Annotated in this window: 16 protein-coding genes; 15 read left to right on the forward strand and 1 reads right to left on the reverse strand. The window is 67.2% G+C overall.

Going from position 1 to position 14,280, the window contains the following annotated elements; translation table 11 throughout:
* The first annotated feature begins 2 nt into the window (after positions 1–2).
* The 12 genes from IPK66_12945 (at position 3) to IPK66_13000 (ending at position 10,193) form a co-directional block, all read left to right on the forward strand.
* Positions 3–1,319, forward strand: coding sequence for a replication-associated recombination protein A (locus IPK66_12945; protein ID MBK8176121.1), 1,317 nt, complete (start codon positions 3–5; stop codon positions 1,317–1,319).
* 11 nt (positions 1,320–1,330) lie between these two features.
* Entirely contained in the window at positions 1,331–2,467 is a 1,137-nt protein-coding gene (locus tag IPK66_12950; protein MBK8176122.1) for an RluA family pseudouridine synthase, read from the forward strand.
* 102 nt (positions 2,468–2,569) lie between these two features.
* Positions 2,570–3,013 carry an Hsp20/alpha crystallin family protein gene (locus IPK66_12955; GenBank protein MBK8176123.1) on the forward strand — a complete coding sequence of 148 codons (444 nt, stop codon included), beginning with the start codon at positions 2,570–2,572 and terminating at the stop codon, positions 3,011–3,013.
* Between the two features lie 32 nt (positions 3,014–3,045).
* Positions 3,046–3,441 (forward strand): Hsp20/alpha crystallin family protein, encoded by a 396-nt coding sequence (locus tag IPK66_12960; GenBank protein ID MBK8176124.1) that lies wholly within the window; start codon positions 3,046–3,048, stop codon positions 3,439–3,441.
* 43 nt (positions 3,442–3,484) lie between these two features.
* Positions 3,485–4,204, forward strand: coding sequence for an ATPase (locus IPK66_12965; GenBank protein ID MBK8176125.1), 720 nt, complete (start codon positions 3,485–3,487; stop codon positions 4,202–4,204).
* Positions 4,205–4,309: 105 nt separating this feature from the next.
* Positions 4,310–4,585 (forward strand): acylphosphatase, encoded by a 276-nt coding sequence (locus IPK66_12970; GenBank protein ID MBK8176126.1) that lies wholly within the window; start codon positions 4,310–4,312, stop codon positions 4,583–4,585.
* A gap of 174 nt (positions 4,586–4,759) precedes the next feature.
* Positions 4,760–5,350 (forward strand): pyridoxamine 5'-phosphate oxidase, encoded by a 591-nt coding sequence (pdxH, locus tag IPK66_12975; protein ID MBK8176127.1) that lies wholly within the window; start codon positions 4,760–4,762, stop codon positions 5,348–5,350.
* On the forward strand, positions 5,350–6,297 hold the full coding sequence (locus IPK66_12980) for a cation diffusion facilitator family transporter (protein ID MBK8176128.1): 948 nt from the start codon (positions 5,350–5,352) through the stop codon (positions 6,295–6,297). The genes pdxH and IPK66_12980 overlap by 1 nt, the downstream gene beginning before the upstream one ends.
* Positions 6,298–6,383: 86 nt before the next feature.
* A complete protein-coding gene (locus tag IPK66_12985) occupies positions 6,384–7,943 on the forward strand; it encodes an AAA family ATPase (GenBank protein ID MBK8176129.1) in 1,560 nt (519 codons plus the stop codon).
* Positions 7,944–8,020: 77 nt separating this feature from the next.
* Entirely contained in the window at positions 8,021–8,872 is an 852-nt protein-coding gene (locus IPK66_12990; protein MBK8176130.1) for a universal stress protein, read from the forward strand.
* 65 nt (positions 8,873–8,937) lie between these two features.
* Positions 8,938–9,687: an SDR family oxidoreductase gene (locus IPK66_12995; protein ID MBK8176131.1), complete on the forward strand. Its 750-nt coding sequence runs from the start codon at positions 8,938–8,940 to the stop codon at positions 9,685–9,687.
* A gap of 260 nt (positions 9,688–9,947) precedes the next feature.
* Positions 9,948–10,193: a hypothetical protein gene (locus IPK66_13000; GenBank protein MBK8176132.1), complete on the forward strand. Its 246-nt coding sequence runs from the start codon at positions 9,948–9,950 to the stop codon at positions 10,191–10,193.
* A 133-nt stretch (positions 10,194–10,326) separates the two neighbouring features.
* Here the strand turns inward: IPK66_13000 and cobA are convergent, their stop codons facing one another.
* Positions 10,327–11,118, reverse strand: coding sequence for a uroporphyrinogen-III C-methyltransferase (gene cobA, locus IPK66_13005; protein ID MBK8176133.1), 792 nt, complete (start codon positions 11,116–11,118; stop codon positions 10,327–10,329).
* 164 nt (positions 11,119–11,282) lie between these two features.
* Between cobA and IPK66_13010 the strand changes: the two genes are divergently transcribed.
* The 3 genes from IPK66_13010 (at position 11,283) to IPK66_13020 (ending at position 14,235) form a co-directional block, all read left to right on the forward strand.
* The gene (locus tag IPK66_13010) at positions 11,283–12,530 is read left to right on the forward strand and encodes a COX15/CtaA family protein (GenBank protein MBK8176134.1); all 1,248 of its coding nucleotides are present in this window, start codon (positions 11,283–11,285) and stop codon (positions 12,528–12,530) included.
* Positions 12,531–12,721: 191 nt separating this feature from the next.
* Entirely contained in the window at positions 12,722–13,135 is a 414-nt protein-coding gene (locus IPK66_13015; protein ID MBK8176135.1) for a hypothetical protein, read from the forward strand.
* A complete protein-coding gene (locus tag IPK66_13020) occupies positions 13,093–14,235 on the forward strand; it encodes a S41 family peptidase (GenBank protein ID MBK8176136.1) in 1,143 nt (380 codons plus the stop codon). Before IPK66_13015 ends, IPK66_13020 begins: the two co-directional genes overlap by 43 nt.
* Positions 14,236–14,280: the final 45 nt, after the last annotated feature.

Genomic DNA, 14,280 nt, shown 5'->3' on the forward strand with positions numbered 1-14,280 from the left:
CAATGAAGAAACCGGCGGCCGGCAACGCGCCCTCGTTGTTCGGCGCGCTGGCGCCGCAGCCCCTCGCCGACCGCCTGCGTCCGGCCGCGTTGGCCGACGTCGTCGGGCAAGATCACCTGCTCGCGGCGGACGCTCCGATCGGGCGGATGCTGGCCACTGGCCACGTCGGCTCGATGATCCTCTGGGGCCCGCCCGGGTGTGGCAAGACGACGATCGCCCGCCTACTCGCCGCGCAAACCGACCTCGAGTTCGTGCCGATGTCGGCGGTATTCTCGGGGGTGGCCGACCTGCGCAAGGTCTTCGATGCCGCCGAGCTTCGTCGCCGCGACGGCCGCGGCACCCTTTTGTTCATCGACGAGATCCATCGCTTCAACCGCGCGCAGCAGGACGGATTTCTACCGTACGTCGAGAATGGCACGGTCATTCTCGTCGGTGCGACGACCGAAAATCCGTCATTCGAGCTGAACGCGCCGCTGCTGTCGCGCTGCCGCGTGCTGGTGCTCGACCGGCTCGACGATCCGGCGCTGGAACAATTGCTCGAACGCGCCGAGCGGGTTCTCGGCCGGACGTTGCCGCTCGATACCGATGCCCGCGCGGCGTTGCGGGCGATCGCTGATGGCGATGGCCGCTACCTGCTCAACCTCGTCGAGGTCCTGGCCGACCTGCCGGCGAAGCCAACGATCGATGCTGCCCGCCTCAGCGAGATCGTCCAGCGGCGGATGCCGGTCTACGACAAGGCGCAGGAAGGCCACTACAACCTGATCAGCGCGCTGCACAAATCGCTGCGCGGCTCCGACACCGATGCCGCGCTCTATTGGTTCGCCCGCATGATCGCTGGTGGCGAGGACCCGCACTACATCGCCCGCCGCCTCGTCCGCTTCGCGGTGGAGGATATCGGCCTTGCCGACCCACAGGCGCTGGTCCAGGCGCTGGCGGCGTGGCAGGCGTACGAGCGGCTGGGATCGCCCGAAGGGGAGCTGGCGCTGGTCCAGTGCGTGATCTATCTCGGCAGCGCGCCGAAGTCGAACGCGGCGTACCGGGCCGCCGGCGCCGCAAGGCGCCTCGCGCGCGAGAACGGCTCGCTGATGCCGCCCAAGCATATCCTCAACGCGCCGACGCGGCTGATGCAGGACCTCGGTTACGGCCAGGGCTATGCGTACGACCACGATCAGGACGATGCCTTTTCCGGGCAGAACTATTTCCCCGACGGTCTCGAACGCCAGCGGCTTTACCATCCGAGCCCACGTGGCTTCGAGCGTCAGATCACCGAGCGTCTCGCTTATTGGGAGCGCCTGCGCCGGGAGAAGGGAGGACAATGACCACCGATCCGATGCCCGAGCCCGATACGCCCGAGCCTGATGCGCTCGAGCCTGATGAGGCCGTGGCAGCCCCGGACGGGCGGGCGGAACCCGTCCGCATCGGCGAGGACGAGGCCGGCCAGCGACTCGATCGCTGGTTCAAGCGCCACTATCCCCACACCGGCCACGGCCAGCTCGAAAAGCTGCTGCGAACCGGACAGGTGCGCGTCGACGGCCACCGCGCCAAGTCGGGTGACCGCCTGGAAGCGGGGCAGCGCATTCGCGTCCCGCCCTCGGCGCTCATCGCCGACACCACGGCTCAGCCACGGGCGCTGCGCCTTAGTCGGGATGAGGCTGCCGATCTCGAGGCGCGCATCCTTTATCGCGATGCCGAGGTGCTGGTCATCGACAAGCCGGCGGGGCTTGCCGTGCAGGGCGGCACCAAGACGTCCCGGCATCTCGACGGCATGCTGGACGCCTTGCGTTTCGGGGCCGAACGGCCACGGCTGGTGCACCGCCTCGATAAGGACACCGCTGGCGCGCTGGTTCTCGCGCGCACGGCCGTGGCCGCCGCCCGCCTGACGGCGGCGTTTCGCCAGGGGACCGTGCGCAAGCTTTATTGGGCGGTCGTCGTCGGCCTGCCCGCCGCCGCCGCCGGACGGATCGACCAGGCTTTGGCCAAACACTTCGGCGCGGTTGGCGAGCGCGTCGGCGCCGACGACGACGGCCGTCCGGCGATCACCGACTACCGCGTTGTCGAGCGCGCCGGGCGGAACGCCACCTGGCTGGCGCTCGAGCCGCACACCGGACGAACGCATCAGCTCCGTGCCCACTGCGCGCTCATCGGCACGCCCATTCTCGGCGACGGGAAGTATGGCGGCGCGGCGGCGTTCCTCGAAAGCGAAGGGCTGGGCGAGAGGCTGCATCTGCTTGCCCGCAGCGTCCGCTTCACCCACCCCGGCGGCGGCGAGATCACCGTTACTGCGCCGCTCCCGCCCCATATGCGCGCGACTTGGCGGTTTTTCGGCTTTTCGGAGCATGCCGTCGCCGAAGCTCAGCCGCACTGGGGCGACGAAGCGGCGCGACCGAGATCGCCGCGCCGACCGCCCGGGCGTCGCGGACCCTCGGGTAGGCCATCGGGTGGGCCACCGGGTGGGCGGCGGGGTTGAGCCGGCAAAGTTCGTCTCCTACATCTCCCGCGGCGATCTTCGGCGCGGTGCGGCGTTCCGCTGCGGCGCTGTCGGGACCCGTCCGATGGCAAGGAGGACGAAATGATCAGATACCACCCGGGTGCGGAGTTATGGGGAGGTGAGCCGCTGGCGGCACTGCGGCGCATCCAGGAGGAAATCAACCGGGCTTTCGGCGATCAGCACTCGACGGCATCGGCTGAATTCCCGCCGGTTAATATCTGGCGGAGCGCCGAGGGCATCATCATCACCGCGGAAATTCCCGGTGTCAGCCTGGATGCGATCGATCTGACGGTGCATCAGAACACATTGACGATCAAGGGTCGCCGCGATGCCGACCCCCGCGATGGCGGGGCCAGCTACCACCGACGCGAGCGCGTGTTCGGACCCTTCGCCCGAACAATCGAGCTGCCCTACGCCGTCGATGCCGAGCGGGTCAGGGCCTCGGCGAGCAGTGGTATCCTCAGCATCGAGCTGCCGCGACCGGCCAGTGATCGGCCGCGCAAGATTGCGATCACCCAAGTCTGAGCGACAGGGGCGAGCAGGAAAGGAACGTTCCCATGACCGAGGTTACTTCCAGTTCCCGCGCCAGCGAGACCGGCGCGGAAAGCACGCGCAACGGCCCCGTCTTCGCGCCGGTTGCCGACATCTTCGAGACGAAGGACGCGCTGGTCATCAGCCTTGAGATGCCGGGCTGCGACGCAGGCGGCCTTGGCGTTACCCTGGATAAGCGGGTGCTGACGATCACCGGGCGGAGCCACGCCACCAAGCCGGAAGGCTACGCCCCGACGCATCGCGATTATCGCGAGGGTGACTACCAGCGCGCATTTACGCTGTCCGAGGCGATCGATGGCGATAAGATCGAAGCGGAATTAAAGGAGGGCCTGTTGCGGATCACCATGCCGAAACTCCAGCCGGCGCCCGCGAAGTCGATCGCGGTCAAGGCGGTCGAATGAGCCGCGTGGAGCGTGTACATCCTCTGTCGCGGTTTCCGTGCTGATGCGCCCGGCGAAACGCTTTTATCGCACCGTTGCGCTGGCCCCGTCGGCCGGCGCGTTCGGCGTGCTTCTCGACGGCCGGCCGCTGAAGACTCCGGAAGGCAATGTGCTGCGCGTGCCGACGGCGGCGCTTGCTGCCGCGATCGCCAATGAATGGCTGGGGCAGGGCGAGACGCTGCGCATGGACGACATGCCGTTGACCCGCCTCGCCGCGACCGCCGGGGAGCGCATGGTGCCCAGGCGGGCGGCGGTGATCGATGCCATCGTCGCCTACGGCGCATCAGACCTTCTTTGCTATCGGGCGGCGGAACCGCAGGACCTCGTCCTGCTGCAGGCGCGCGTCTGGCAGCCGCTGGTCGACTGGGCGGGCGAGCGCTTCGCCGCGCCGTTGCGCGTCGGCAGCGGGGTTCTGCCCATCGATCAGCCGGCGGCGTCGCTGGAGGGGCTGCGCCGCGCCGTTGACGCCATCGGACCTATAGAGCTCACCGCGCTTTCGTGCGCTGTCGAGGCCAGCGGCTCGCTGATCATCGGCCTTGCGCTCGTCGAGCGGACCATCGATGCCGACGGCGCGTTTGCCGCCGCGACGCTCGACGAGCAGTACCAGGCCGGGCGCTGGGGAGTTGACGCCGAGGCCGAGCGGCGACGACGGAGCATCGCCGCGGATCTGCGCGCGGCGGCGAGCTTTCTCGCCTTGTCGTCGGCAAGCGCCGTCGCGGCATGAGCGCGCCCAATTCGAACGACGCAGCGTAAGCGCGTGTGAGGCAACGCATGCGCGGGCGTCGCAATGCCAGGGAGCAGGGCGATGAACGGCAGTAACGATGCGCCGATGAAAGCGGTGCTCGTGCGGATCGAGGGGCGGGTGCAGGGCGTATGGTACCGGGGGTGGACGGTGCAGGAGGCGATCCGCCGGCGTCTGTCCGGCTGGGTGCGCAACCGCAGCGACGGATCGGTCGAAGCGCTGTTCTCCGGTCCGTCTGACGACATCGAAGCGATGGTGAGCGCCTGCCGGCAGGGTCCGCCTGCGGCTTGCGTTACCGCGCTCAATGTCCGTCCCGCCGACGTTCCGCTTGAACCCGGTTTCCATGCTCTTGCCACTGTCTAGGCGGAACCCATGCTACAACCGGAACGCCCGGCGTTTCGGTGGTGCGCCACGTCCATTTCGTGCGTAGCGGGTGGCGGGGAAAGCTGAACGTGGTAAGGTCCAAGTTGCGTTCCGCGGCGTCAGTCTTCCGCGCAAACCGCAGCCGCCCTACAAGCGGCTGTCGTTCGAGGCCCCATGCACATCGACGAACACACTGATCCGATCCGGCTGTTCGAAGCGTGGCTCGCCGAAGCCGAGCGCAGCGAGCCGAATGATCCGAACGCGATGACCTTGGCGAGCGTCGGCGCCGATGGCAATCCGTCGGCGCGGATGGTGCTGCTCAAGGGCGTCGATGAGCGCGGTTTTGCCTTCTATACGAATCTCGGGAGTCGCAAGGGACGCGAACTCGCGGCGCATCCGCGGGCGGCCCTGTGCTTTCACTGGAAATCGCTGCGCCGGCAGGTGCGTGTCGAAGGACCGGTCGAGGCGGTCTCCACTGCCGAGGCGGATGCCTATTTTGCAACCCGGGCGCGCATCAGCCAGATCGGCGCCTGGGCATCGCGACAGTCGCAACCGCTGATCGGGCGCTTCGAGCTAGAGGCGCAAGTCGCCCGATATACCGCGAAGTTTCACCTCGGCGAGGTGCCGCGCCCGCCCCACTGGTCGGGATTCCGCGTTGTGCCGGAACGTATCGAATTCTGGCAGGATCGGTCGTTCCGCCTGCACATGCGCTTCGTCTTCGCGCGCTCGGGGGATGGATGGGCGGTCGAGGAACTGTTTCCCTGATGGAGGGCATCAGCGCGGTGCCGGGCAGCAGTACGAGCAACGCCGGTGCCGGGGCGGCGCGCGCGCACCGGCTGAAGACGATCGCCGCCGTGGCATCCGTCCTGGTCGCCGTCGGACTGATCGGCGCCAAGGGCCTTGCCTATGCCGTGACGGACTCGGTCAGCTTGCTCTCGACGCTGATCGATTCGATGCTCGATTTCGCCGCGTCGCTGATCAACCTGATCGCCATCCGCCAGGCGGGTGTTCCCGCCGATCGCGAGCACCGCTTCGGACACGGCAAAGCCGAGCCGCTCGCCGGCCTCGGCCAGGCGGCCTTCGTCGCCGGGTCCGCCGTGTTCGTCCTGATCGAGGCCGTCGGCCGGCTGACGCATCCGGCGCCGATCGGCAACGAGACGATCGGCATCGCGGTGATGCTGCTGTCGATCGTCGTCACCCTGGCCCTGGTTCTCTATCAGCGCTGGGTAATCCGCAAGACGTCCTCGGTCGCCATTGGCGCCGACGCCTTGCACTACAAGTCCGACCTTCTGGTCAACAGCGGGGTCATCGCCGCGCTCCTCGCCTCGACCCACCTTGGCTGGACGCTCGCCGATCCGCTGTTCGCCATCGCCGTTGCCGCCTATATCGTTTGGAGCGCCTGGGGAATCTTCCAGTCGAGCTTCAACTTGTTGATGGACCGGGAACTACCGGAGGCGGACCGTGCGCGCATTCGCGCCATCGCCGTCTCGCATCCCTCGGTTGTCAACGTTCATGACCTGCGCACCCGTTCGTCCGGCACCCAGGCGTTCATCCAGTTCCACCTCGAGCTCGACGGCAACCTGACACTCATCGATGCGCACGTCATCGCCGACGCGGTCATGCGCGACGTCGAACGCGCCTTCCCGAATGCCGAGGTGCTGATCCACGAGGACCCCTGCGGCGTTGCCGAACCCAGGCGGGCGTTCGATTGAGCCTGCGCATTGCATGAGGGCCCCGCGCGGGTGGATAACAGGCGTGGATACCGGTATCGGTGTGCGATTGAGGCGCAGGGGCGGCGATGATCGTCGAGAACCAGAGCGAAGTGGTGGCGTTTCTCTCGCGTCCGGACACCTATGCCGAAGCCGGTATCGAGCCAAGGCCGGTCGAGCGCATCGATACCCATGCCTCGGTGCTGTTTCTGGTCGGCGATCAGGTCTATAAACTGAAGCGGGCCGTCCGGTTTCCTTATCTCGATTATTCGACCTGCGAGCGACGTCGACGGTTCTGCGAGGCCGAGGTTGAGGTCAACTGCAGGACGGCGCCCGACCTCTACCGCGGCGTCATTCCGATCGTGCGCCGATCGAATGGCGGGCTGGCGCTCGGCGGCGAGGGAGAAATTGTCGACTGGGTGGTGAAGCTGCGCCGGTTCGATCAGGAGGCGCTGTTTGACCGGCTGGCCGCCGCCGGCAGGCTTGATCGCTTCGCCATGGAAAGCCTCGCCGATGCGATCGCGCGCTTTCACGACAGTGCCGAGCGCCGACCGGCCGACGGCGGTGCAGATGGTGTCGCCCGGGTGCTGGACGGCAACCGGACCTGTTTCGAGAGCGCCGATGCGGCGATCCTCGATCCTGCCAAGGCGCGCAGGCTCGTCGATGCGTCGCAGCGCGCCTTCGTGCGCCTGGCCCCCTTGCTCGATCATCGGCGAGACGAGGGGTTCGTCCGCCACTGCCACGGCGATCTCCACTTGCGCAACATCGTTGTCCACAACGGTCACGCAGTGCTTTTCGACGCCATCGAGTTCGATCCGTCCTTCGCCGCGATCGATGTGCTCTACGACCTCGCCTTCCTGGTGATGGACCTGCATTTCTGCGGGTACCCGCTGCTCGCCAGCATCGTGCTCAACCGCTATCTCGATAACACCGGTGATGGGAGCGGCGACGTTTCGGGCCTCGCGGCGCTGCCGCTGTTCCTATCGATGCGCGCCGCCATTCGCAGCCACATCGAGGCACTCGCCGCCGCCAGCCAGTCGAGCGCGGGGCAGGCGGATGAACGGGCGCGATCGGCGCGCCGCTATCTTGATCTTGCGTTCGACGTCCTGGCCGAGCCGCACCCGTGCCTGATCGCTGTCGGCGGCCTGTCCGGTTCCGGCAAGTCGCGACTGGCACGCGAGCTGGCGCCGCGCCTCGGCCCAGCTCCCGGCGCCCGCGTCGTGCGTACGGATTCCACCCGCAAGCGGCTGGCCGGCGTCGCGCTCGGCACCCGCCTCGGAACTCACGACTACAGCGAGGCGATGGGCAGGCGGACCTACGAGGCCGTGTTCGACGAAGCGCGGCGGGCGCTCGCCGCCGGCTGTCCGGTCATCGCCGATGCCGTGTTCGCCCGGCCCGAGGAGCGAGCAGCGATCGCCGAGGTCGCCCGGCTGGCCGGCGTCGCCTTTCATGGCATCTGGTTGAACGCCGCCTCCGGACTGCTCGAGCAGCGGGTCGCCGGCCGACGGAACAACGTTTCCGACGCCACACCGGAGGTTGTTCGTCTGCAGCTTGCCTACGATCTCGGCGACATCGACTGGTGGCGCCTCGATTCCTCGGGCGATGCGACACAGACGCTCGACGCGGCGTGTGCATGGCTCGGTATGTGATCCCGGCGATAGACGGGTTTGTGACCGCAAGCGCCGTCCGGACCGTGGCAGCGCGACGATAGACGGGGACAAGAGTGATGAATATTCGCAAGATTCTCGTTCCAATCGAGGATGCCGAGCATGAACGCATCGCGCTGCGAACGGCGTTCGCGGTGGCGCGCACGTTCGGCGCGCACGTCGAGGGACTGCATGTGCGGATCGAGGCGGCGGAAACCGTGCCGTTCGTCGGCGAAGGCATGTCCGGCGCGGTCGTCCAGGAACTGATCGATCTGAGCGAGCGGGAGAGCGCCGCCCGCGCGAGCGGCGCGCGTGAGATGTTCGTGCGCGAGCAGCACGAAGCGGGAATGCCCACCGTGGCTGCGCCGAACGCCGGCGGCCCATCCGCGGCATGGATCGAGCGGAGCGGACGCGAGGACGAGGCGCTGGTCCACCTCGGCCGCCTGTCCGACCTGATCGTCATCGGGCGTCCGGCGCCGGGTGATACCAGCGGCACCCGGATGACCCTCAGCGTGACTCTCTTCGAGACCGGGCGTCCCGTGCTCGTCGCCGGGCATGAAGCGTACAGCGTCGGCAAGAAGATCGTCGTCGCCTGGAACGGCAGCGCCGAAGCCGCGCGCGCGGTCGCCGCCGCGATGCCGTTCCTGCATGCGGCGGAGCAGGTCACCGCGGTGAGCGTCCAGGAGGAGAGCGCCGGCCGCGCCACGCTCGACGACATCGCTGATTATCTCACCTGGCACGGCATTGCCAGCGCCCGGTTTGCCGTTGCCCCCCACGGCGCGGCGGGTCAGGCGCTCGCCGACGCCGCGGCCGGCGCCGACCTCGTGGTGATGGGTGGCTATTCGCACAGCCGCCTGCGCGAGCTGATCTTGGGCGGTGTGACCCGCTACATGCTGGAGAAGGCGGCGATGCCGCTGCTCATCGTCCACTGACGGCGCGTCGCGGAGGGGCCGATGAACCAAGGCAGATGGACGCCGACGCCGGCGGGCCGTGGGCGATGAGCGAGGGTGCTGCCTCGCGGCCGACGGTGATCATCACCGGCGCGAGCCGGGGAATTGGCCACGCGACGGCAAAGGCCTTCCTCGACCGCGGCTGGCGAATCCTGACCTGCTCGCGGGATGATACACCGGCGGAATGTCGGCGCGACCCCAACTGGACCTGCCACATTCCGACCGACCTTGGTGATCCCGCGAGCCTCGCCGCATTCGTCGATGCCGCCAACGCGGTGCTCGACGGTGGGCCGCTGCAAGCGCTGGTCAACAATGCCGGAATGTCGCCAAAGACGCCTTACAAGGAGCGGCTGGGCTGCCTGAATGGAGACCTCGACGCTTGGCACGAGGTCCTCGAGATCAACTTCTTCGCCGCGCTGCGCCTCGTCCGCGGTTTCGCCGCCGCCCTGCACAAGGGAAAAGGCGCCGTCGTCAACGTGACCTCGATCGCCGGGCATGCGGTGCATCCGTTCGCCGGCTCGGCCTATTCGATCTCCAAGGCGGCCCTGTCGGCGCTTACCCGCGAGCTGGCCTACGAGTGCGCCGCCCTCGACATCCGTGTCAATGCCGTCGCGCCCGGCGAGATCGAAACCGACATGATCCAGCCGGAGTACGATGTGCTCATCCCGCGAATTCCGCTGGAGCGAATGGGAACGCCGCAGGACGTGGCGAACGCGATCTTTTTCCTGTGCTCGCCCGATTCGGGATACGTCACCGGCAGCGAACTGTGGGTAACCGGCGGACAGCACCTGTTTTGACGCGGCCAGGGTTTGGTGCGCCGGCGCAGGAGCGCGCGTCAGCCGGTGAACCAGGCCAATGTGACAAGAGTGCGACAAAAATGCACTAGTTCGCAGGTTCCTAATTTTGCAGCGCAGCAATCCCATTGATTCCAGGGCTCGATGATCCGACGTCTATAGGGAGCCGCGGCGCGAGCGCGCTTTCGCGGCGGCGACGGAAAAGGAAACCGAGGGAGGATCCGCCGAAGGGTAGCCAATTCTCTGGATGCGAGGGTTGCATGATGGACGGATTCGAAAGACTGAACGAGCGCAGCGGGCAGCGGCCCGCGACGGCGCTGACCGCCAACGAAACACCGGAAATGCCGGACCCGGCGGTTATCAACGCGATGATTGGCCTTGAGCGTCAGCGCGCGGAACGCTACGCGCAGATCGGCCACGAGGCGGCCGAATGGGCGCGCCACGCCGCGCACGAGATGGCGCGGTGGTGCCGGACAGACCGGGAGCACCCGGAAAAGGTCGCACCGTAAGCCGACTACCGCAAAATCATCACCTGCACCCGCGGCGGCGTCGGATCTGCTCCGCCGCCGCGGCCATCAGGCGGGCGAGGCTCGCATGAGACGCTCAGTGCGGCGTGGGCTCGATTGTAATGCAAGCCGGCGTTCAGCCGGCCGAGCGTGATCCTGCATCGTCCGCCGACGTCGGAGCGAACCAGCTCAGCGCGCCAGCCAGCGCCGCGACCCGGCCGATGACGAGCAGTGTCGGTGCCGCCCGTCCTATCTGCTCGACGCACTCCGGCAGGGACGAGAGGTTGGTTACGATGCTCGCCTGATCTGCCCGTGTGCCGTCGACGATCACCGCCGCCGGCGTGTCGGCGGCAAGCCCGTGGGCGATCAGTTGCTCGGCGATGCGCTGGACGTTGATCCGGCCCATGTAGACGACGAGCGTGGTCTCGGGATCAGCCAAGCTCTGCCAGTTGAGTTCGAGGCGGTCCTCGTCCTGGGTGTGGCCGGTGACGAAGCGGACTCCGTGGGCGAGGCCGCGATGCGTCAGCGGAATACCGGCGTAGGCGGTGCACCCCGAGGCCGACGTTACCCCCGGCACGATGACAAACGACAGGCCGTGTCCGGCAAGTGCCAGCGCTTCCTCGCCGCCGCGGCCGAAAAGAAACGGATCGCCGCCCTTGAGGCGGACGACACGGCGGCCGGACTTCGCCAGACCAACCAGGAGCGCGTTGATCTCCGCCTGCTGCATATGGTGATTGCGGGCGACCTTGCCGGCAAAAATGCGCGTGGCACCCGCTGGGATGAGGTCGAGGATCGCGGCAGAAACGAGCTTGTCGTAAACGACGACGTCCGCCTCCTGCAAGGCGCGCACGGCCTTGACCGTCAGCAGGTCGGGATCGCCCGGACCCGCGCCGACAAGATAAACCGGGTGCACGGATTCGGCCGTCACCTTTGTCTGTCCTTCCTGCCCGTCCCGCGTGGCTTCGTCGTTGACCACACCTAAGCGAAGCTGCGGTACGCCGCAAGTCCGCTGATCGCGCCCGCAAGCGCGCCGATCCTGCGCGCAAGCACAAGGAGGTGCTTGGATTCGCCAGGCGCGACGACGATACTGCGATGCTCAACCGCGCGTACCGCGTTCGCAGGCGCGGTGCGGGCGGGTGGCGCGAGCGGGCAAACGATAGAACGGGCAGGGTAGATCCGGTGCAGTACAAGGACAATGGCGGCGCGCGGCGTCGGGAGCGGATACTCGGTTCTTGGCTCCTCGTGCTTGCCGGAATGGTCTTCACCATGGTGGTGTTGGGCGGTCTTACACGTCTGACGCAATCCGGCTTGTCAATGGTCGAATGGCGGCCGGTCACCGGCTGGCTGCCACCCTTGTCGCAGGAGTCCTGGGAGCAGGCGTTCGCCGCCTACAAGGCCTTCCCCGAATACGAGAAGATCAATGCCGGGATGTCCCTGGCCGATTTCAAGAGCATCTTTTGGCTGGAGTTCGTGCACCGGCTGTGGGGGCGACTGATCGGACTCGCCTTTGCCGTTCCGTTCATCGTCTTTCTTGCCCGCCGCTGGATCGATCGCGCCTTTTCGCTGAAGCTTCTCGGCATGTTCGTGCTCGGCGGCCTGCAGGGCGGACTCGGCTGGTACATGGTCGCCAGCGGCCTGGTCGACCGGCCCGACGTGAGCCAGTACCGCCTCGCCGCGCATCTCGGCATGGCGCTGGTCATCTATGCGTATATCTTGTGGGTCGCGCTCGGCCTGCTATTGCCCCGGCGCGCGGTTGTGCTTCCCTCGCGCGCCGTCGCCGGCCGGGCGATGGCGATCACGGCGTTGATCTTCGTTACCATCGTGTCCGGCGGTTTCGTCGCCGGTCTCGATGCGGGATACGCCTATAACACTTTCCCGCTGATGGACGGCGAGCTGATCCCGGCGCACCTGCTCGCGTCCTCGCCGTGGTGGCGTTCGTTCTTCGAGGACGTCACCACCGTTCAGTTCACCCACCGCTTGCTGGCGTTGACGACGTTCTCCTGCGTGCTGGCGCAGTTCGTCTGGTCACGCCGCCCGGGCACGACCGCCGAGGTACGGCGGGCATCGGCGGCGCTTGCCGGCTGGGTGTGCGTGCAGGTCGGGCTGGGGATCGCGACCTTGCTCTCCATCGTCGCCCTGCCGCTGGCGGCGATGCATCAGGCGAGCGCGCTTGTCTTGTGGACTCTGGCGCTGTGGACGAGTTTTGAGGCACTTGGCCGCCCCGCGGCGGGAAGTGCAGCGGGGAGCGCTGACGCGCGGAAACGCGCCTCTGCTCCCGGCCGCGCGACGGCGTCTGGTCCTGCTCATATCACCGGGCAAACAAAAGAGATCGCGCTATGATCGTCTTGCTGCTGAAATGGATCGCTTGAATTGCACGGCGCGCTCTGTGGACCATATGCAAGGAGTTGCCGTAACATGGGCGGGGTTTGCTTTGGCAGGGTCCGCCGCGGGCATGATGCCGGACGGCGCGAAGCAGGTTTGTACATCGCGGCACCCATCGTGGGTCGGCGACGCGGTGGAGGGACGGAGCGTTGAACGTTTTGCGTAACGTCAGGACGATGTGGTTTATCGCGGTGGCCTTGGCGTTCGCCGCTGGCTTGGCGGCCGGGGTGGACGGCTGGGCGAGCGAGCACCCGCCGGCGATACGTACCGCCCCATCGCAGACCGCTCAGGCGCAATCGTTCGGAGCCGCCCATTCGTGGACTCGCGCGACCAGCGATATCGGGCGCTTTAACGCGTTTTTTGCCACCTACGCGAGTGATCCGAATAACACGCGGCAGCTCAAGCAATTCCGCGATGCCCTCAAGCGCGTGCGCATGGCGTACGTCGAAGAGGTGCCGGAAAGCAAGCTGATCGACGCCGCCATCGATGGCGTTCGTGCCAGGACCCGGCGCCGGCATCGATGCCGGCGAGCCAGCTCGTCGAGATCGCGCTCGACGCGATGACCGCCTCGCTCGATCCGCATTCGGCGTATCTGACCGCCGAGGAACTGCGGGAATCCGAGATGGTGACCTCCGGCGAATTCGGCGGCTTGGGGATTCAGGTCACCCAGGAAGACGGGCGAATCAAGGTGATCTCACCGATCGAGGGCACGCCCGCCGATCGCGCCGGTCTGAAGCCAGGCGATCTGATCGTCGGCATCGACGGCGCCTCGATCGAAGGAATGAACCTGCGCGATGCGGTCAACACGATGCGCGGCGAGCCGGGAAGCCGGATCAAGCTCAGCATTCAACGCGACAAGGGACCAACCTTCGACGTCGTCATCACCCGCGCCATCATCACCATCGAGCCACTGCGTTGGCGGATGGAAGGCAACATCGGCTACCTGCGGATCGTCAGCTTCAATGAGAAGGTCGGCGACGGGGTCGAGCAGGCCGTGGCCGACATGAAGCGCGCCGGGCGGAACAACCTGCAGGGATTGGTCATTGATCTGCGCAATAATCCGGGGGGGCTGCTTGATCAGTCGCTCGCCGTGGCCGACGAGTTTCTCGATTCCGGAACCATCGTCAGCATTCACGGGCGCGAACTGGGGAGCGACCGCACGTTCCGCGCCGACCGCGGCGACCTCGTCGAGGGGCTGCCGATCGTCGTGCTGATCAACTCCGGTTCGGCGTCGGCCTCCGAGATCGTTGCCGGCGCGCGCCAGGATCACCACCGCGCAACGGTGATCGGCTCGCGGTCGTTTGGCAAGGGCTCGGTGCAGACGGTCATGCGCCTGCCGATCGAAGGCGCGCTGAAGTTGACGACCGCGCTTTACTATACGCCCTCAGGCGAGGCGATCCAGGCCCGCGGCGTCGTACCCGACATCGCCCTGACCGGTGTGGAAGACGCCTCAGGCGATAATTCCCACGAGGTCGACCTTCCCGGTGCGCTGCCGGCGCAGGGGGAAGCCCAGCATACCTCGCAGGGATCGGTCAATGCCGAGTCCTGCCCCGCCGTTGGCGATCCGCCCGGCGATCGCGAACTCGGGTGTGCCTTATCGCTGCTGCGTGCCGGCTCGACGGACAGCTTCCTCGCCTCTCTCGGCGCCAAGACGCGGCTTTAGGCTGGCGCCGGCGCGCTGGCCACGACCCGCGCGCCGGGCCGAAAC

It is taken from the genome of Rhodospirillales bacterium, from assembly GCA_016712595.1.
Classification (GTDB): Bacteria; Pseudomonadota; Alphaproteobacteria; order Rhodospirillales; family Defluviicoccaceae; genus Defluviicoccus.